A 20,345-nucleotide genomic window follows, 5' to 3' on the forward strand; every position below is an offset into this window, starting at 1 on the left:
GATCTTTCCCCCTTGAACGCCTTGCAATCCTATGCCTCTCATGAGCCGCTTAACTTCTGGGTGGCAACAGGCTTGGACCGTGTAGAGGTATAGCGATGCCACCAGGTATTTTTCTGCCAAAAAATTCGTTATGGCACAGCTCGGTCTGATTGCGCAGCGATGTCCCTGTACTGGATGACCAAGGCGGCATCCGGATTGTTTTTCAAAGGGATGTTTTTGAGATTGATGTACATGAAACCGTTCGCATCCTGAAATTGGACAATGCCGTTTTCATGGCCGATGCCGCCCTCGATTTGGGCATCTGGGTCCATGTCCTGCAACACTCGCCAACCCGGATCGGTGAGCAAAGCGCGCTGGGAAGCTAAAGCAATGCTCTTGAACTGAACCCACGAAAAATGGTGTCCGAAGTTGATGCCAATGTCAGCAAGGTTTTCAATATTCGGGATGACTGCCAGCTTGAAGCCGTCATAAGTGCGGAATGAGGGCACCTGGATTTCTCTGTGCTGACCGTTTTTCATCACCAGTCCCTTGAGCTTGATGAAATGATCAACGTATTCCGCGGGTGCAGCGCGGAATCCCAATATTTTTTGTAAAAAATTTTGGTAAACCAACGAAGGATCACAGGCATTGAGGTCATTGCCAATCATCTTGTGCACATCAGCGTTGAAAGACATGCCAGCTCCACGCATCAGCATTTCTCGCGTCTGCACAGGATTGGAAATTCGCCGCGCGCGCTGCGTACCGTTGTTGATGTCGTGATTGAATCGGCTGTAGAGCGTAATTTCTGAGCGATTGGGTTTCAGAGTGAAACGCGCAAGGTGGCCGATCGCCTCATGTGCATTCACACCGAAAGCGTTCCAGATGCGCTCTTGGCCTTCATAAGCCACTTCGATATAGCGAAGCGCGGCAGCTTGGATAGCCTTTTTGATCTGAATTTGTTGTTCGCTGATGGTGTTTTCTTCAAATACCGGTTTGCCATCGGGGGTGTAAGCGAGCAGTGAGCCTCGGTCGTTGGTGCAGAACTGCTCTAGCGTCTGAATCTGGCTGAGCAAAAGCTCTATCGATGACACTGGTACCTGCCTGAAATCAATGAGGCCTTTGCGTGCGCGGGGCGCCCTGTCAGAGTCGCGCAGCAGGAAATAGCGCCCTTCTACAGGGCAATGCGTGATGGCCTCAACGGTTTGATGAATCTGGTCCTGGATGGTGCCTGCATACCCCAGATCGGCCAGCACCAACGTTTCTCCCGCTTGCAGCATCAACTCAGATTGGAGGTACTTGGTGAATTGGCGTTGCCGCTCTTGCGATTGCCTAAGAATGGCTTCGCTGAAGTCGGGCGCTAGAACCGACTTTACAAATTGCTCCCAATCGATTCGTGGGTCGACATCGGGAAAGCGCAAATCATGATTTAACGTGTCGCTGCCTATGAGCTGACGCAGCATTTCTGCACGGTTGAGCATGCCCTGGCTTTGTTGCAGGAAAAGATGGATGTCTTGCTTGCTTTTGAAATGGGCAGCAAGCGCTACGAATCGTGAAATATCGAAGCTGACCACCGGCACGCCAGAGACCAGGAAATTACGTTGGCCGAGTTGCTCATGGATTTTCAGAGGCAAGAACCCATCACGCATCATGAATGCCAAACGTGGCTTTTTGCCTTCAGCCAGAAGTTGCCGAATCTCCAGGTCCAGCCAGTATGCGTATTGCGCCAGGACTGGACCCACTTGGTACAGACCCAAGTTTTCAATGGGATCATTGCTCACCGGCAGTTGGGTAAAGCCGGCATGGACCGTGCTGGTCAGTGGCTGCACCTCGCCATGGTCATTGACCAACAGCTTTTGCATGGTCGCGGCCTGGCTCAAGATTTGGACTGCAGCCGGTGAGAAACGATTGAAGTGGTAGCCCTGGACACCCAGTTTCCTTGGTCCTTGCATGTCAGCTACCGGATGGTCGCCGAAATGAAGAATTTTCTCTGGTAGGACCTGCATCTCCTTGGCGATGAGGCTAAACAATTGCTCCTTCTTGCTGTGTCGGAAGTCGGCTGAGGTGAAGAAATGGTCAATCGCGACAGGTAGTGAGAAACGTGCCGCTGCATGGCGCACCAGCTCCTCCAGCTGATTAGCATTGATGTACATGTCGCTCACCAGTATGGTTCTCAGTCCTCGGTCTTTCGCTTTCTGTAAAAGTCTGAACATGGGTTCAAAGGCGAACAGGTACTTTTTTTCAAAAGTAATCTCCAGATTCGCCAGTTCGGTAATGGTGTCATTGCTAGCAAGCGGTAGCAGATGTTTGTAAATCTCCTCCAACGTGACTTCACTGTTTCTGTGACTGCTGATGCGGTGCAGTCGGCACTTTCTTTCGGCCATGCGGCGGGAACTAGCGGTGATGCCATGTGCTTGGAACGCGGGGGCTTGTTGCAGCTCCTGGAACACATCGGTAGGCTTGGTTGTGCGTCGCCATAACAGTGTGTCGAAACAATCGAGGCTCAGTACCTTAACCTGGCTTTTTTTTGTCTCGAAGACGCTAAAAATTTCGTCTATCGATTTGGAGAACTCTGAGGGTGTGCCAGGTAGGGCGGAGGTATTTTTTTTCATTTTAGAAGGCGCAGTGAAGTTTACTCATAAATCCATGGATTGGAGCCAGGTTTCAAGATGGGACCAAGCGGTAGTTTGTGCCAGACCGGTGAATTGCTGTAAATGGCGTGCATGCAGCCTGGATGTTTCCCCAAGCTGTTCTTCACACAGATCGAGCAGGAAGTTCTCCAGATAAAAGGAGATTTTTCGGTCGATCTCTGCTGATCGCATTTGCCAGCTTTTGGGCGTCTCGATCTCTTGAAAAAAGTTGTCGATCGCATCGAAGTCGTGAAGGCAAGGTGCTTGCGAAGGCCCAGATAGCGGGCCGCGGCTGAGCAGGCCAAATGGTTTTCCCTTCAAAGCCGTTTCAAACTGTAGAGTGCTCAGTGTGAACAGATAGCCGTCGACCATCGCGTCCAGTTCGTCAATCGAAGACTGGGTGGTCACGGTGTTGGGTAGTCCTTCAGTGCGCAGCGTACGCTGATATTTGAGGTTGAATGGATGCTCTTTGACAACGAGATAATCGCCTCTATTGGCGAGGTAAGTGGCAACTTTTTCAATGGCCGTTTGCAGTTGCCCGGGTTCCAGGGCGTGCTGGCGTTGCAAGCCATAAAGACCCGGTATGGCACCGACATGCGGCTCGCCATGTGTCATGAGTGCATATATTTTTTGCCCGGCAGCAAGCTGCAGTCCTTGTCGAATGCTTTTTTCAGCGTCCTTGCTGCGCTTGGGGTACCGTTCAATCGTTTGCAATGCACGGGTTTTTTGCTTGTATTTTTCGATCAGAGCTAGGTTCGTCTTGTACTGCTCATAAGCCCGATGCAAGCCGAGACTGCTTGTGGTTTCGGTCATGAAATTGTTATGACCGCTATCGACCATAAGCGTTTCACGGACCCAACCGCGCTCGCAACTCCACCATGGCAGGCCTCTCGTCAAACAGGCTTCACGTACGATCTGGCTAGTGGGATGTATGCTTTGCCAGGAGAGCACAGCCGCTGGCTCGATGGCATCAAGTAACTGCTCATAAAAGCGCTTGACATTTAGATAAACTAGCTGCGACTTGTCGCGCGAAAAACCATACCAGGACTGCAAACTCTCAATCAGAGGGTGCTCGTGTCGCCCACTTGAAATTTTTTTGTCCAGCGTGTATCTGTCCAATTCAAAAGGTAAGCGAAGATGAGGCAGGCTATCATTCTTGACCACAGCGGTAGTGATCAGTAGCAAATCCTGACCTTGGACTCGCAGTGCTTCTCGCAGCGCCGCCCAGTAGGCCTCCACTTCAGGGGCAATGTTTTGCGGGACACAATGAAAAGCCAGCACCAGGCCTCTGTCTTTGAATTCGGTCATGATCGTTGTTTTTAAGGGTAAAGCTGTTGAGTCAGCTTCAACCAGCGTATATCGGGGAGGGTCACGTCAGACAGTTCGTGCAAAGTATCGGTTCTGAGGAGGCTCATGCCATTGAGTACGTCGTCATAAGCGGTAGTAAAGTGTCGGACCAGGACTTCGCTGCGCCAGTTCTCACGCATCCAACGCGCGGCATACTGGCCTGCCTGCTTAAACAAATCCGGTTCGTTTAGGAATTGCCCCAGCAGTTCCCTTAGCTCGGACAAGTGAACGTTGACCCAGGGTAAAGAGGTGCTACCTGTGAGTTTGGTCAGCACGGCGACGATGCGGTTGTCGAGGTAGCCGAAAGTACACTTGCCCAAGGCCAGACCTTCAAGGCCGGAGAGGTGGTAGCTGCCGGTTACGAGATCGTCGAGCACTACATCTGCCTGTGATTTTCTTCGCAACGCTTCCGCCAGTGGCAGGTTGGTGAAGACATCTGCCTCGAAAGGGATTTTTTGCTGAACTTCGTGCAGGAGCGCCAGTGTTTCCGGCATGCCTTTGGTGTTCCAGCGGCTGGCGCCAGCAGCCAAGTCGCTGGTGGGCGAATACAAGAGACGCGGCAAGGCCGATGGGAGAGGCGTGGTTTTTGCCTGTGCTAACTCCTGCTCGTTGAGCAGATTGGGCACCATGCGTGCGCGCGGGTAGTGCCGCTCAGGGTGCTGTGCGATTACAAGTTGTGGCAGGGGATCATTGACGATCACCTCACGGGCCACGCGGGCGTGTCTAGCCACAAAGTCCGGCTCTGAATGGAAGTGACGCAAGACTGCTTTGCAGCTGAGGTCAACGCCAAACGGATTTTTCTTCAAATCCATCCAGTGGTGAAGATGAATCAGATCAGCGGCTTCGATCAGGGCGCGCGCCTCGTCGGGATTCTGGCGGAATGCCAGGTCCTCGGTGTAGGTTCGGCTGCCATAGGCGATAGGATTTAAGTTGATCAGCCGAGCTTGAACAGGGGTGTACTTGTTCAGTGCTTGAACGATCCGTATCGGAGCGCCAGCCAGTGGTGTCATGCAAAGATGGACGACTTTCATCTGAGTCCTTGCTGTGTTCACTGCACGCGCGCCAGCGTGCCATTAGCGCTGTCGTAAATGATGCGCGAGGCGGAGACGGCCACCTCATAAGGGTTGTACAGGATCTCCTGCTCCTCTTTGTGGAAGTTGGTTGAGCGCATTTCCGTATCGGTACGACCGGGTATGACGCAGTTGACGCGGATGAGCGCCTGCAGCGAAGCCAACAGCTGCTTTTGGCTGATCGACTGATAGCAGTCGGGCCAGTAGCGGGCAGCGGATTCTTCGACCTCGTTGTTGCAGGTGAGGGTAGCCAGAAAGATCGCGAGGGCGCTCTTGCCGCGGTCCCGCACTTTTTCGTGCATGTCCTGCGAGAGTAGCTCCGGCAGATGCACCGAGGTCAACGCAGCGACCAGCGCGGTTTGGTCGACCACCATAAAGGCGTGGTTGATTTGGGTCATGGCGTATTGCAGCGGCGGCGAGAGGTTCATGGCAGATCTTTCGGTGGCAAGTTATTGACAGTGCTCCAGAGATGCCCTTCACCTGCAATATGCGTGCCAATGAAAAAGGCCCCTTGAAAGAGGCCTCGAAAGCTCGCCGTTGCAGCTTACTTGAGTAGGGACAGCACCGTCTGGGGCTGCTGGTTGGCCTGCGCCAGCATCGCTGTGGCCGCCTGTTGGATGATCTGCGTTCGTGCCAGCTTGGGGGGTCGTTGCCGCGTAATCGGTGTCCAGTACCCGGCTGCGCGAGGCCGTGGTATTGGTCGAAATGTTCGTCAGGTTGTCGGCCGCGTAGTTGAGGCGGTTGATCTTCCAGTCCAGATCTGAGCGTGCGGATAGCGGATAAAAGATTGCGGAATTGTTTCCTACGTTTTTTAGGCCTCACGTCTCGCGGTTATGTTTGACAGTTTGGTAGTTGTTCATCTTTGTAAAACACCACCTTTATTTTTGCATTCGTATTCATGTCTCGATGTTCCATATCAAGTTCTTAAACGCGCAACACTTGCCCGGTGGCCTTTGAGCTCAGCGCCTTGGCTGCGCACAAGGCCACTTCATAGGGGTTGCACAAGTCGGCTTGGGCTTCGTTGTTGAAGTTGGCCCTGCGCATTTCTGTGTCAGTGCGTCCCGGTACGATGCAATTGACGCGAATTTCATCGTCGTTCCATTCCTCGCTCAGCCCTTGTGTCAAATTGACAATGGCGGCCTTCGTAGCCGAGTAAGCGACGTAATCTGCTCGTCCTCGGGTGTAAGAGGACGACGCAAACTGCAGCAGCATGCCCTTTGTTTCTTTCAGCGACGAGTAGGCGGCCTGCGCGATCCACAGTGCACTGGTCAGGTTGACATGGATCTGGTTTGCAATATCGCTTGGGCTCTGGGTCAGCAGGGCACCTTTATTCAGCAATCCAGCGGTGTTGATGATGTAGTCGATGCTGCCCAAGGTATCGCGAGCATCGCTGATGCTGGATTTGATTTGTCTGGGATCGGTGATGTCGCAGCCGTTGTTTCTTGATCGGGCAACGACGTGCGCCCCAGCCTCGTTCATGATTTGTGCCAATGCCTTGCCGATGCCTGCCGTGCCACCAAAAATCAAGGCGTTACTGCCTCTCAAATCTATGCCATGCATTTCGGCAGCATTGTTTTGTGCACGCAAGCGAAACATTTCGTCGGCCAGCACCAAATCAATTGGGTTGGTGATTTTCAGATTTTCTTCGTGGCCCTGCACCACCCGCACGCGCCCCATGGGGTGGCATTCCAGGTAGATGCCGCAGTCGTCGGTGAATTGAGCCAAACGCTCTTCACCCACTTCCTCGTAGCAGCGCATGAGCAGGTCAAAGCGGAAGGCTTGGGGTGTTTGGCCGCGCAACAGGTGCTGCCGTTTCGGAATACTTTGTATGAAACCGTCGCGCTCCACAATGATGGTGTCGGCAGTGGGAATGGCCACATCGACAGCCTCATGTTTTTCCAACGCCTGCAAGACATCATGGATGATTTGGCCGCTGACAAAGGGCCTGGCACCGTCGTGAATCAGCACGTTTTTCGGTCGGGTTGCAGCCAGGGCCTGGAGTCCTTGTCGGGTCGATGCCTGGCGACTCGAGCCGCCTGGAACCACCTGGCAATGAGGGTCGGCGGCCAGCAGCTGGCGCACTTGTTCGATGCTGTCGACCGGAGCCACGACCACGATCAGTGAATGCGGCATGTAGCGTCGCAGCGCATCAAAGCTGTGGCATAAAACAGGTTTTCCAGCCACACGAATGAATTGCTTGGCCAGGTCGCTGCCCATGCGGGAGCCGGTTCCCCCGGCTAGGAGAATGGCTGCAGTTGAATCAGGCATGAAGAGGCTCGGTGAGGGAGGTTTCCAAAAGAGACGCTGGCGCTTGCGTTCCATCAAAATTCGTCGCTATAGAGAGCAGCGACTGTAGCAGTGGCTCGGGCATAGCGCAGGGCCGGTCTGCGTAGAGTTTGAGAATCTCAACCACCTTGCGTAGTTTTTTAGGTTTGCGTTGGATGATGGCCCCAAGCGCTGTCAGACGCGCGGTCAACAAGTGCTCCAACCCGCCTTTGTTCATGGTGGAGGGTGATTCCAGGTGTGAGATGTAACTGGCATCAGGCTCACGCCAGTTGCCAAAGTTTTCGGTCAGGTTCAGATCGGCATCGCTGGGCACATACATGTCCACGCCCAAGAAGCTAACAGGCTTAAGTTCAAAGGGCGTAAAGGCAAAGGTTTGTCTGTAGCCAAAGAAAAAGTCTACGCCGGTGACCAGTTTGTCGCCTTGGTCAAAATAGATAAAGATATCGATCCATGAGCCTGTGGCGTTGTGCTGAATCGGGATGTAATGCGAGGCATGTCCTTTGAGGAAATGCGCTGAAATCGTGAATTTGTTGCTCTTTTGCAAGGCCAGACAGATGTCATATTGTTTTTCCCAGCCGATCACCCCGATGTCAATGTCCTTGTCGTGATCGAGCAATTGGCCTTCACGTTCGTAGCCGAGCAGGGTGCCTGAAACCAGGAAAAATTTCAGATCAATCTCATTGAAAATACCAGCCAGGTCTGACAAGGCGCGGGATGCTGAGCGCACATCAAATGGCGTATCGGGCGCTCGTGCTGGGGCAATGGCCGCTTGCAAGTCTTTGTGGTCATCGCCATAGGTTTCAAGATATTTGAACTCGGTGAGCGCCTGATCCAGTGCTTGAATTGACGAAGGCAAATCACCTTTACGGCAGTGGTTGCGTGCAATTCCCATATGGGCTGGAATGGCCTGCTTGCCTTTGTTGAATTGCTTAAGAAGTCGGATGGCTTCTTCATACTCACCACCCATTTCCAGGCACCGCGCACGCAAATGGGCCAGCGCTGATGCCAATTCAGTGGCATTGGCGTTCTGTGCCGCCTGAATGCACAGGGCATATAGCCGTGACAGGCTTTGGTAATTGACGTCGGTAAAAGGGATGCCGGACTCATCCATGAATAGGGCATGGCGTTTGGCCAAGCGTTTTGCCAACTGCAACCAGAGAATGGTTTCAGTCCTTTTCTTGCCCAGTGTCTCTAAGGCACAAACAGCCGTTGCCCAGGCTTTGTTGTCAATTGCCAACTCAAAAGCATCCCACCAGTGTTGGTGGTCGCCTTTGATTTTTTGAAGATCACCCAGTTGCAACGGTGAACCATAAGCCAAGCTCGTCACCACCTTACGCAAGATGTTGTGTTCTGAAAGTCGGGTGATACCTTGAGTTAATTCTTTGTTGACGATTGACTGGTAGCAGTCCAACCAGATTTGAGCGCGGGAGGGGGTAATGTCGTTGCTGACAGCCAATGAGCACAGCAATAGGATCAGACTTTTTTTGTCTCGGGCTCTGACACAGGCAATGTTGTCTTCGGACAGCAGTTGTTCCAGAGGCACACTTTCCAGGCCAGAGATCAACGCATCCTCGTGACCTTCGATCAAAGCGGTGTTGATTTTGGTCAGCGTATGCTGCATCGTTGGATTGAGCTTCATGGGGCACTCCTGAATTCAGCAGTGTCAATAAAATGAAACGACATGCTTCCTCGGAAATAAGCAAAATCCAGGCCAGGTAAATATTTGCCGCTTATCCCTCTTAAGTATTATTTTTGTTTTTCTTGACTTTGTTGTTGACGAAAATTCACTGACACATCAGTTGTTTTTGTACATGGCCATCATGCCGTCGAAGCTGTTCTTCAAGTTGGTTCTGGTGGCATTGCTTTCGCCCACAATGGCATCCATCGCACCGAACTGTGTGGTGTAGCGCTCGAGGAGCTTGGTCATTCGATCTTCTAGCTTGATGAGTTCTTCTTTTTGCTTGGCAATACTCTTCTCTGTGGTGACGCTTTGTCTTTGGATCAGACCGGTCGACCTTTGCATTTTGTCGAGCTTTTTGAAGGCATCACCTGCAATGCCTCCGTTGTCTTGAGAATAAATGCTTTGGCCGCTCACGTTGGCCGTAAACATTTGTGTTACTTCGTCATAGTGCGTGCTCAAGGCCGTATCTAATTTGCTTTCATCCAAGCTCAATTTGCCGTAACGGTCAAGGCTTAAACCAATATCACGTAAAGCTTTGATGGTCGTGCCAGGAGTACTGGATGTCTTGGTGAACATATCCCGGACTTGACTTCTGACACTTTGCAAGAGGCTGTCGCCTGCCAGTGCCCCGCCAAAAGTTTCCACCGAGCTTTTGCGGTCGGCCAATACTTTAACAGAGTCTTCAAATGCGTTAAAAGAAGTAATTAAACTTTTTAGGTTGTCTTTGATGGTGCTGGTTTGTCTTGTCAACTCAAGTTGTGCGACACCACTGGTTTGGCCGTAAATTTGCAAACTAACGCCCGAAACCACATTGCTAAGGGTATTGGTCGAGCTGGTCTTGATTGCCCCGTTGACGTCAACAATCGCATCCGAAGCAGATCTTAAGGTACTTGAAAAGTTTAGATCGGCAATCTCTGTGGGAGATGAATCGGTGGTTTTTGCACTGATCTGAAAAGTATTGGCTGCTCCTGTAGCGCCCGACACCATGATTTTTTGACCGCTGCTGGTGTTGACCAGTTGGGCGGTAAGTCCCAAAGCCGCATTGTTGATAGCCGAGACAATTCCACTGGGTGTGTCATCAGTAACGGTCAGATCATGACTGACCAGACTCGACCCACTTCCTTGACTGATGCTCAGTAGCACTGGACTGCCGTTATTGAGGCTGCTGGCCAGTACACCACTGGAACTCATTTGCCCCTTTGCAACTTGCATAACCTCAACGCGTAGATTGGCTGCATCAGAGGTGCCTGTGGTCGTGACAGTGAAGGCGCTGGGTTGTGAGTTGGTGACAGTCAGAGATTTGAATTCGCTGGCATCGTTGAGTTTTCCGAATGCCGATTGAAGTTCGGAAAGCGAAAATTTTAGTGCTCCGTAACCAGAAATTTTATTTTCGGCTTGTGAAATTTTATTTTCAATGCGCTTTTTCAGTGGCGCCCGCTCTGCATCCACCAGACTAGTGGCCAGTGATTTGGTGTCTATGCCCGAACCTGCGCCCAGTGCGGATACAAAATTGGTTTCCATTGCTTTGTAACGGGTCGTTATCGATTTAGAAGGCCATAGAAAAAATATCGGTGGCTAAATTTAAAACTTTAGCGAAAGCAGATGTCCTTAGCCTCTTATGTATTCGAAAAGACTCAAGCCTGAAATTTTTGAAAAACTTCCCATTGCTGCTTCCAGTGCCATCATTTCTTTGTTCATCCTCGTCACGGCCTCTGCATAATCCAAGTCTTCGATATCTGAAAGCGTAGATTTCAAACGTAAGTTGGTTTCACCCAATACATCGATCTGTGATTGCACAATATTCTGATCTGATCCATTTTGTGCTAAGGACAGATTCAAACTTGTATGCATTTTTGTGACATCACTGATGCCTTGTTGAATCGCAAAATCTTGGTTGCTTGTGACGCCTTCAATCATTTGATCCAAAGCGTCAAAAAATCCAACGCTTTGGCCGTTTTCCCGAACAACCCTGCTGAAAACATCCGTACCGGCACGGGTGAATTGAACGGTTCTCTCCACGCCTGCAGGAATTCGGGTTTGGGTCTGATCTCCTTGATAAATCACGTGCCCATCAGGTTTCTCGGCGAAGGAGGGAGTGTTGACGCGGGTGCCAGAAAAAAGGTAATTGCCGCTGTCGTCGCGAGTATTCGCCAAGCTCAGTAATTGATCGCGTAAGGCTTTCATTTCAGAGCCAATGGCTAAGCGATTATCGGAACCTAAAGTTCCGTTCGCGGCTTGAATCCCCAGTTCTTGCAAACGAATAAGCAAATCGTTAGAAGAGGACAGTGCCGTTTCCTCCGCACCATAACGCCGCATGGCGACGTCCAGTGTTCTTACGTGGCTGTCCTGTCGTTGAATCTCACCTTTCAATCGCTGAATAGCAGCAGCTTGGTCGGGGGCATCACTCGGTGAGAGGATTTGTTTTGACACTGCCAGTTGTGCTTGGGTTGTTGCTAATTTGTTCTGAATCGTACTCATGCGCTCGGTGGCGCGGTCAAAAAGGAACGATGTGGAGATTTTCATGAGGGCTCCGTTCAGCGCACTTGCAAGATGGCGTCAAACAAGGACATGGCGGTTTGCATGACTTTGGCATTGGCCTGGTAGGCTTGCTGAAAACGCACCAAAGCCGAGGCTTCTTCGTCCAGGCTGACGCCTGAGATCCCGTCGCGGGCCTCTTGCGCTTGTTGATAGACCACGCTCAAGGCTTGCTCGGAAATGGAGGTCTGTCTGGCCACACTTCCAACTTGATTAACGCGTTCTATATAGGCTTCTGTCATCGTCAACCCGCCGGGCATGATGGCGTCGTCCTCCAGGGCGACCATGCGCAGCATGGCCTCGTTGTTCCCAATGCCGTCTTTGTTACCGTCGATGGTGAAGACATCACCGGCTTTGGGTGCCGTCGAAAACTCGAGCTTCAAGCCCCGGTAGCTCAGCGTGGGAGTGGTGGAGTTGGCATTGGCGTTGGCTTGCAAGCTGCGCTCTGCCACAACAGTGTCCGTCGCGGTGTCCACAATTTTGTATTGGGTATCGGTGATGAAAGTGACCTGCAGTGGGGAGGCACGCAGCGTTTGTTTCATGCTGCCTTCAATGCCTGTGAACTGGCCACTCACGGTGGCGCTGCTGGCAGAGCCGCTGCGGTCGGTCACAAAAATCAACAGATCGTCTTTGGCCGCACCTTGAATGGCAATGCGTGTGTCAAAGCCCAGTCGGCTCAAATCTGCCGACGTCCCGTTGCTGCCCATGCCCAGGCGGATGTCATCGGTGGTGTTGTTGCTGGCACGCGACAGCACCAATTGGCCGTCTGATTCGCTGACCGTGATGCCGATCGTGTCTGCTTGAGGCTTGAGCCAATTCACCACCGAGCTCAGGGTCAGCGGTCCCGCCAATTCAGTCAGTGGCTTGCCGTTGAGCGTGAGTGCGCCTGTCGCGATGCCTGCAGAGGAGGGCACAAAGGTGTTGCCCGTCAACACGGCCGGAATTTTTTTCGGTGCCAGCAAATCACCCGTGGTGGTGTTGAACTGCTGGACCAAACCCACCTCCGCTTTCGCCCCCATGAAGATATCCATCTCCAGGTAGGTCGATGCACCGGTGGCGTTGAGATTGGCTGCACTGTAAGTGGCACCCGCTTCCATGCCGTTGCCGGACTTGATCAGCAAGGCCTGTTCATTCGCATTCAGGGTTTGACCCAGAATATGACGGCCGTCACGGGTCAGCACTTGGAAAGATTGGTTGGCAGTCGGGTTTTGGAGGGTGAGGGACAAATTGTTTGTCCCTGCGGTCACCACCCCCAGGCTGGCAAATGGCTGGCTGGTGCTGGTGGACACAGTGACCGAGCCGATTTGCGGAATCTGTGCCAAGGCCAAGTCACCCTGCAAGGAAGTTGGGCCCGCAAATCCAGGCGCTTCGTAGCTCACGCGGGCCTGCGCTGTGCCGCTGTTCAATGGGTTGTCAATGACCCTGAACTGTCCGGCGGCAGCGACCCGATTGGCATCTTGCACAATCATCTGCATGCCTGCGGCCTGAAGGGGTTTGTCTGCACTGAAGCTGAACAAATCACCCCCCAGGAGACCCTCAGCGTCCACGCCTTCGCGGTGAACGGCATTGATTTCTCGGGCCATGACTTCGGCCAGGTCGTTCAAGGAGTTGGAGGCGGGATTCAAAACCTGATCCCGAAAATTCATCACGCCGCCGATCTTGCCGCTGCTGATGCCGGGCATGGTTTCGGGTTGGCCATAAGCGTCGATCACAAATTCAAGTTTGTTGTTGTCGATGCTGGATTGGGAAACGCTGATAGCCCGGGAAGTGGTCTTTTGAACCAGAATGCCTTGATCCAAAGTGTCGCCCACGCTGACCAGAACGGCTCCGTTGTCCTCAAATCGGGTTTTGACCGCGATCAATCCAGACAATTCACGCAACAGGCGATCGCGTTGATCCAGCAATTCAGAAGGCTGATTGGCCGCACTGCTGTGCTTGACCATTTGCTTGTTCAGCAAGCCCAATTGTTGGGTCAAAGAGTTGATCTGACCCACATCGGTCTCAACCGATTGACGGGTCTCGTTGTCGAGCAGGTCGAATTGACCTGCCAGTTGCCGAAAGCGTGCTGCCAGACCATCTGCATCGCGCAGAAATGTGCTCCGCGAAACGATCGATGCGGGATCGCTGGCCAAGTCTCTGGCAGACTCGAAGAAACGGTTCATCGCGGTGGTCAGGCCAATGCTTTCATCGCCCATGACATCGATCAAGCGATTGACATAGGAGAGCAGGGGCTTTTGGCTTTGCAGGTCGCTGTTGCTGTTGCGCAAGTTGGACTCGACAAAGGCGTCGTACTGACGCTGTACCGCATCAAAGCGGGCACCGGTGCCCAGGTAGCTGCCGCCCATTTGTCGCGGCTGGTTAGAGGCCAGCGAAACGTCTTGGCGGGTATAGCCCTCGGTGTTGACGTTGGCGATGTTGTTGGAGACGGTGGCCAGGGCACGTTGGTACGCGTTGACGCCCGAGCTGCCAATGCTGAGCATGTCACTCATGGCTTAGCCTCCGGGGTGATGCGGTCGAGCTTGTAGCCGCTCACGCGTTCGAGTTCATAGGCCTTGATGGCTTCCGGTTTGAGGGGCATGGCCTCACGAGGTGGGTTCAGCGGCATGGCGCGGGCTTCGGCTTGGCGCAGCTGCAGGGCGTCATGCGTGCTCAAGCCTTGAGCCAGAGTCATCTGGCGCTCCATCATGTCGGCCAGGCCCATGCCGCCGCGCTTGACCATCTGCAGCGAGACTTCCTTGTCCATCAGGTCCTGGTACATGTCCATGTTGCCGCCGTCCACCAGATCGCTTTTTTCGATCGACTCGCGCATGGTTTTCATCATTTGCTGGATGAAGTAAGCCTCGAACTGCTCGGACGTCTGACGGATGGCTTTGGACGGATCTTGCGCCGCCTCACCCTTCAAGCGCGTGAGGGCGTTGAAGTCCAGGTAAGTGCTGGAAGAGGTGTTGGTGGACAAGTCGCTCATGGGGAGGCTCTTTAGATCACGATCAGTTCGGCACGCAAGCTGCCCGAGCTTTTGAGGGCTTCGAGAATGGCAATCAGTGCCGAGGGCGTGGCGCCCACCTGGTTCACCGCATCGACCACCTGGCGCAAGTCCACACCGGGCTGGAACAGGAACATCGGGTTTTTGGGTTCGGACACGGCGATGTCGGCGTTTTGTACCGCTGCGGTCTGGCCACGGGCCAGTGCATTGGGCTGCGAGATTTCATTGGTGGCGGCAATCGCGACCGAGATCGTGCCGTGCGCCACAGCAGCAGCTGTGACACGCACATTGCGGCTGATCACCACGGTGCCGGTGCGCGAGTTCACGACCACGCGGGCAGGGGGCTCGCCAGGCACGACGTCGAGGTTTTCCACCATGCTCATGAAGGCCACGCGCTGCGACATGTCAATGGGGGCCTTGATGGCCAAGGACATACCGTCCAGTGCCTGCGCGGTGCCTTGTCCGAAGTTTTTGTTGATGGCGTTGACGATGGCAGTGGTGGTGGTGAAGTCCGATTCGCGCACGTTCATGACCACATGTTCGGATCGGTCAAAAGGGGTGTCGACGATGCGCTCGACCGTGGCACCACCTGGGATACGGGCCGAGGTGGGCACGCCAATGCTGACTTTGGAGCCGGCTGCGCTGGTTTCCACGCCAGTGGCCGTCAGGGCACCTTGGGCCAGGCTGTAGATCTCGCCGTCGACACCGCGCAGGCTGGTGAGCAGCAAATTGCCGCCACGCAGGCTGGTCGCTTTGCCGATGGCGGACACGTTGATGTCGATTTTTTGGCCTGGCTTGGCAAAGCCTGGCAGCTCAGCCGTGACCATGACAGCGGCCACGTTCTTGATGTCGATCTTGCCGCTGGTGGCGTTTTGTTCAAAGTCAGACAGTGGGCCATCAATGCCCACGCCCAAGCGGGCCAGCATGGCTTTCATGCTTTGGGCGGTGAAGGACACATCGGCACCGTCGCCCGTGCCTTGCAGGCCGACCACCAGGCCGTAGCCAATCAGCTGGTTGCTGCGGCCGGCTGCGATCGAGGCCAAGTCCTTGACGCGGTCTGCCCAGGCCGAGCCGGACAGGCCGAGCCACAAGGTGAGGGCGAAGAGGGTGGATTTCATGGGTTTTCCCGCGTGCCTGTGGTTTAGAAAGGCCAGAACTTCATCAGGGCGTTGGTGCCCCAGCCGGCTTTGGCCGCGTTGGCCATGTCACCCGTGCCGCGGTAGGCGATCTGGGCATTGGCCAGGCGGCGCGACTGCACGGTGTTGTTGGGCGAAATGTCTTCGGGGCGGATGATGCCGCTGACCTGGATGATTTCGGCACCTTCGGTCAGGGCCAGTTGTTTTTCGCCACGCACCATCAGGTTGCCGTTGGCCAGCACATCCACCACGGTCACGGAGACGTCGCCGATCAGACTGGCTTTTTGGTCGGCCTCACCGCCCCCCACACTTTCGATGTTGGCTTTGCTCAAGTCCACGCCGCCCATGATGCCGTCCAGGCGGGTGCCCAAAATTTTGGTAGGTAAACGCATACGCTGAGCCCGTGCGTTCAAACCATCGGGGGCACTGGACACCGAGGGGATGATGTCGTTCTTGGCGGCACGTTTGACGCTACCGCTTTGGGTGCGGCCAGCCTGTGTGGATTCATTGAGCAACACGGTGATGACATCGCCCACGTTGTAGGCGCGTACGCGGCCAAACCAGTTGTCGCTTTGACGGCCGTTGTAGATGGCACCTGTGGCCATTTTGGGTTTTTCGACAGCGACCGGCAGCACCGGGGCGAATTGGGGGGAATGGGCCATGGGCGCATTGGGCGAAGCGCAGCCGCTCAAGCCGAGCACCGTGGCGACGCCGAACGCGCAGGACAGGGACAGTGTTTTGTTCATGGTGCGCGGCTTACATGTTGTTGTTCAGGAAGCGCAGCATGCCGTCCACGGCCGAGATGGCTTTGGAGTTGATTTCGTAGGCGCGTTGGGTTTCGATCATGTTGACCATCTCTTCCACCACGTTCACGTTGGACGCCTCCAGGGCACCTTGCATGATTTGACCCACACCGGCCACCCCGGGCTGACCCACTTGGGGGGCACCGCTGGCGGTGGTTTCCTTCATCAGGTTTTGGCCAATGGATTGCAGGCCGGCGGGGTTGGCAAAGCGGGCGATCTGGATTTGGCCGATCACCTGGCTGCCACCGCCTGCAGCGGCTTCCACCGAAACGGTGCCGTCCTGGCCGACGGTGATGCTGGCCACGTTGGGGGGAATGGTGATGGCCGGCAGCAGTGGTGCGCCGTTGGCCGTGACCAATTGACCGGTGGCCGAGAGTTTGAAGCCACCATCGCGGGTGTAGGCGATGGTGCCATCGGATTGGGTGATCTGGAAAAACCCCTCGCCTTGCACAGCCAGATCCAGTGCGTTTTTGGTGGTGACCAAGCTGCCTTGGCTGTGGGTTTTTTCGGTCGACACAATGCGCACACCCGTGCCCAGCATCAGGCCTGTAGGCGCTTGCGCATCGGCACCAACCTGGGCGCCAGGCTGGCGCAGGTTTTGGTAGAGCATGTCTTCGAACGAGGCCCGGTCGCGTTTGAAACCGGTGGTGTTGACGTTGGCCAAGTTGTTGGAGATGACCGACATGCGTGTTTGCTGCGCGTCCAGGCCGGTTTTGGCAATCCACATTGATGCATCCATGGGGGGCTCCTGTCAGTGGTCAGTGTTTAGGCGGTTTTCATCATGGAAGCACCCGATTCGTCGAGCGTTTTGGTTTCCTTGATGATGCGAATTTGGGTTTCGAAGCTGCGCGATTGGTCGATCAGCCGCGTCATCGCCTCGATGGCGCTGACGTTGCTGCCCTCCAGCGCCTGCGGGATCACGCGGGGTACTGCGTTGCCGACCGGGATATCGGCACCATCGGCTTGGCCATCCACTTTGAACAAACCGTCCTGGCGGCGTCCGAGCTTCACATCGGTGGCATCGCGCAGGCGCAATTGGTCGATGAATACGGAAGGGGCTGCACCTGTTTGTGCCGGATCTTTGGCATAGAGCGAACCGTCAGGATTGATGGAGACCATCATGCCGGGGGGGACTGCAATGGGGCCACCTTGGCCCATGACGAGATGGCCCGAGCCGTTTTCGAGTTGACCCTGGGCATTGATTTTCAGGTCGCCGCGGCGTGTGAAAGCCAGCTCGCCGTTGGGTGCTTGCACGGCCAGCACGGCTTTGTCGGCCAGAGCCATGTCCATGGGGCGACCTGTGGCCATGATGGAGCCCGGTTCGAGACGGATCAAATCGCGGGCCACGGCCTGCGCCTGGAAGCGAGAGTCAAAACCCGGACCTTCCACTTTGATGGATTGCAGGGCCACGTCGTAGCTGCTTTTGAATCCGATCGTGGACACGTTGGCCAGTTCATTGACCAGCACCTGGCGGGCCGTGGCCTGCTCCTTGATGGTGGCATTGGATGTGAAGACAAGGCGGTCCATGGTGTTTTTCTCAGAGGTTCAGACGGGTGTGTTCAGGGCATCAAGAACGGATGTTGATGATGGCGCTGGTCATCGTGCTGCTGGTCTCGATCGCTTTGGCGTTGGCCTGGAAGTTCCGCTGGGCGGTGATCAGGTCCACCAGTTCTTGCGTCAAGTCCACGTTGGCACGCTCGGTGGCACCGGCGCGGATCGATCCGAAACCGGCAGAACCGGCTTCACCGATCTTGGCGACGCCGGATGTGGCTGATGACAAGTAACTGGCATCACCGACCTGACGCAGACCGGAAGGGCTGGAGAAATTGGCCAGCACGATCTTGCCCAGCGAGACTTGTGAGCCGTTGGAGTAGGTGGCATTGACCAGACCGTCGACGCCGATGTTCAAACCCATCAATTCACCCTCGGGAGCGCCGTCCTGAGACTGCGAGAGCACCGCGAAAGCACTGGAGTATTGGGTGGATTTGGTGAAGTCGATCGACATCGTCAAGGCACCTTTACCACCCGCGAGGAAGGCTGTTTCAAAGGGCATGTCGGTCAATGGCGAGATGGGTTTACCCGTGAGATCGAAGCTCAGCTCGCCGCGGTCGAGGTAAACAGGCCACCATTCGGTTTGGGTAGACAGACCTGTCGCGTCTTCTGTTTGAATACCGTTCTTGACAAACTGCAATGCCCCGTTTTCAGTGAATTGGGTCAATTTTTTCCATTCACTGGTGGAGCCAAATTGCATTTCGGTGTTGGCCAATCCCCAGTCGGCAGAGCCGGTGATCTGGATGGCAGAGTTCTCTCCGGTTGTGCCTGTTGTGAAGACAAACTGTTTTGATTTGGCGTCGAAGTTGACCGTGACACCCGAGACGATGCGGTTCGTGGATGGGTCGATCTTGCCGTTGATGTTGTCTTGCAAGGCCTTGGCAAAACTGTCAATGTTGGTGTAAGTGGTGGGGAAAGAGAGTTCGACCTTGAAGGCATAACCGTCGACAGAGACAAAGAAGTCCTTGTTGGCCGATGTTGTGCTGATGCTCTTGGTGGTATTGATGGTCATGCTCTCGCCGCGCAAAACTGCGGGTTCGCTGGGCTTGCCGCGCAAAGCTTCATTGGTCGATGCATCGACCTTCAGGCCTGTGCCTGTCAAACCCATCACTCGGATGGCGTTGGCGTCTGTGGTGGTGACTTCAATGCTGGAGCCGTCGCCAGTGGTGCCCGAGGCGATGGAGAACCTGGCGGTGTCAGGGTCAAAAGCAACAGAAATGCCGAAGCGGGCATTTTTGATGGCGGGCGTGCTTGATGTTGCCGGTGTTTCGGCCAGTGAGCCCAGAGCGTTGTTGATGGCGACTTCAACGTTGCGTGCCAGCACTTCGGGATCTTGGTCACCGGCTTTCATGGTGTAAGTGATGGGTGTAGCGGCCGCGGCAGCATCCACTTTGATGTTGAAACTCAAAGTACCGCTGACGGCGTTGACCAATGCACCGTTGGTGAAACCGGCCGATGTCAGGGCGCTGCCAATGGCTGAAGCAGGCGAAGACCGGCGAACGTCGGTCAATTGGTCCAGCGAATACATTTCGGTGGTGCCAGAGCTGGGGACCACACGAGGGTCGCTCTTGGGCAGCACATCACCATATTTGTTGACAAACAATGCTCCCCCCACTTTGTCGGTCGCTTGCTGCAGCGCAGGTTTGACCTGGGTGTCGCCCACAAAAAAGTAGGTCTGCCATTTGGAGCTGGGGGGCGTTTGATCCTGGCTGGCGTTTTGGGTTTTGGCGTAGTAAACCGTGGCCAGGTAACCGTTACCACCGCTGTCGTACACCGTCAAAGCCGTGCTTTTGTTGTAGGTGCTGGGGTTGCTGCGGTCAAAGTCTGCCGTGATCACAGCGGAGTCGGCGGGCAGGTTCAGGCCCAACTGGATCTTTGTGGTTTCAACCGCTTCCCCCGAGGTCTTTGGCGGGATGGTCAAGGCGTTGAGGTCGGTCAAATCGGCCTTGCCGGAAGAGTCGACTGACGCTGCCATCAAACGCTGCCCTGTGGAGTTGACCACGTTGTTCTGGTCGTTCAGGGTGAAGGAGCCGTTGCGGGTGTAAATGTCTTGCAGACCATCCGGTGTTTTGAGCGGGAAGAAACCATCGCCGGTGATGGCCAAGTCGAGCGAGTTGCCCGAAGTGGAGATGTTGCCCTGGCTGAATTCCTGGCTCACTTGCTTGAGCGAGACGCCCTGACCGATGTTGCTGGACGACTTTTGCAGAGGCGACGTGGAGAAGATGTCGCCAAAGTCAGCCCGCGAGCGCTTGAAGCCCGAGGTGCCCACGTTGGCGATGTTGTTGGATGTGACGGCCAGCTGCGCGGTGGCAGAGTTCAGTCCGGTGAGCGAGGTGTAGAACGACAT

At 54.7% G+C, this 20,345-nt stretch carries 16 protein-coding genes; all 16 read right to left on the reverse strand.

Annotation, left to right across the window (positions count from 1 at the left end; all coding sequences use genetic code 11):
- Window positions 1-128 precede the first annotated feature (128 nt).
- Window positions 129-2,588 (reverse strand): HAD family hydrolase, encoded by a 2,460-nt coding sequence (locus tag ACZ5VE_RS05655; protein ID WP_464457049.1) that lies wholly within the window; start codon window positions 2,586-2,588, stop codon window positions 129-131.
- 24 nt (window positions 2,589-2,612) lie between these two features.
- Window positions 2,613-3,914 carry a hypothetical protein gene (locus ACZ5VE_RS05660; protein ID WP_464457050.1) on the reverse strand — a complete coding sequence of 434 codons (1,302 nt, stop codon included), beginning with the start codon at window positions 3,912-3,914 and terminating at the stop codon, window positions 2,613-2,615.
- An 11-nt stretch (window positions 3,915-3,925) separates the two neighbouring features.
- Window positions 3,926-4,984: a hypothetical protein gene (locus tag ACZ5VE_RS05665; RefSeq protein WP_464457051.1), complete on the reverse strand. Its 1,059-nt coding sequence runs from the start codon at window positions 4,982-4,984 to the stop codon at window positions 3,926-3,928.
- Window positions 4,985-5,001: 17 nt separating this feature from the next.
- Window positions 5,002-5,451 (reverse strand): hypothetical protein, encoded by a 450-nt coding sequence (locus ACZ5VE_RS05670; protein ID WP_464457052.1) that lies wholly within the window; start codon window positions 5,449-5,451, stop codon window positions 5,002-5,004.
- A gap of 116 nt (window positions 5,452-5,567) precedes the next feature.
- On the reverse strand, window positions 5,568-5,621 hold the full coding sequence (locus tag ACZ5VE_RS05675) for a hypothetical protein (protein WP_464457449.1): 54 nt from the start codon (window positions 5,619-5,621) through the stop codon (window positions 5,568-5,570).
- Window positions 5,622-5,947: 326 nt separating this feature from the next.
- Window positions 5,948-7,291 carry a 2-C-methyl-D-erythritol 4-phosphate cytidylyltransferase gene (gene ispD, locus ACZ5VE_RS05680; protein WP_464457053.1) on the reverse strand — a complete coding sequence of 448 codons (1,344 nt, stop codon included), beginning with the start codon at window positions 7,289-7,291 and terminating at the stop codon, window positions 5,948-5,950.
- Window positions 7,284-8,948: a hypothetical protein gene (locus tag ACZ5VE_RS05685; protein WP_464457054.1), complete on the reverse strand. Its 1,665-nt coding sequence runs from the start codon at window positions 8,946-8,948 to the stop codon at window positions 7,284-7,286. Before ACZ5VE_RS05685 ends, ispD begins: the two co-directional genes overlap by 8 nt.
- Before the next feature lie 156 nt (window positions 8,949-9,104).
- The gene (gene fliD, locus ACZ5VE_RS05690) at window positions 9,105-10,511 is read right to left on the reverse strand and encodes a flagellar filament capping protein FliD (protein ID WP_464457055.1); all 1,407 of its coding nucleotides are present in this window, start codon (window positions 10,509-10,511) and stop codon (window positions 9,105-9,107) included.
- Window positions 10,512-10,598: 87 nt separating this feature from the next.
- Window positions 10,599-11,513 (reverse strand): flagellar hook-associated protein FlgL, encoded by a 915-nt coding sequence (flgL, locus tag ACZ5VE_RS05695; protein ID WP_464457056.1) that lies wholly within the window; start codon window positions 11,511-11,513, stop codon window positions 10,599-10,601.
- Between the two features lie 11 nt (window positions 11,514-11,524).
- The gene (gene flgK / locus ACZ5VE_RS05700; protein ID WP_464457057.1) at window positions 11,525-14,014 is read right to left on the reverse strand and encodes a flagellar hook-associated protein FlgK; all 2,490 of its coding nucleotides are present in this window, start codon (window positions 14,012-14,014) and stop codon (window positions 11,525-11,527) included.
- A complete protein-coding gene (locus ACZ5VE_RS05705) occupies window positions 14,011-14,490 on the reverse strand; it encodes a rod-binding protein (protein WP_464457058.1) in 480 nt (159 codons plus the stop codon). The genes flgK and ACZ5VE_RS05705 overlap by 4 nt, the downstream gene beginning before the upstream one ends.
- A gap of 11 nt (window positions 14,491-14,501) precedes the next feature.
- Entirely contained in the window at window positions 14,502-15,626 is a 1,125-nt protein-coding gene (locus ACZ5VE_RS05710) for a flagellar basal body P-ring protein FlgI (protein WP_464457059.1), read from the reverse strand.
- A 23-nt stretch (window positions 15,627-15,649) separates the two neighbouring features.
- Complete coding sequence (locus ACZ5VE_RS05715; protein WP_464457060.1) at window positions 15,650-16,390, reverse strand: flagellar basal body L-ring protein FlgH; 741 nt, start codon at window positions 16,388-16,390, stop codon at window positions 15,650-15,652.
- A 10-nt stretch (window positions 16,391-16,400) separates the two neighbouring features.
- Complete coding sequence (gene flgG / locus ACZ5VE_RS05720; RefSeq protein WP_464457061.1) at window positions 16,401-17,186, reverse strand: flagellar basal-body rod protein FlgG; 786 nt, start codon at window positions 17,184-17,186, stop codon at window positions 16,401-16,403.
- Between the two features lie 26 nt (window positions 17,187-17,212).
- Entirely contained in the window at window positions 17,213-17,974 is a 762-nt protein-coding gene (locus tag ACZ5VE_RS05725; RefSeq protein WP_464457062.1) for a flagellar basal body rod protein FlgF, read from the reverse strand.
- A 40-nt stretch (window positions 17,975-18,014) separates the two neighbouring features.
- Complete coding sequence (locus ACZ5VE_RS05730) at window positions 18,015-20,345, reverse strand: flagellar hook-basal body complex protein (RefSeq protein ID WP_464457063.1); 2,331 nt, start codon at window positions 20,343-20,345, stop codon at window positions 18,015-18,017.

The sequence above is a fragment of the Limnohabitans sp. INBF003 genome, from assembly GCF_055396645.1.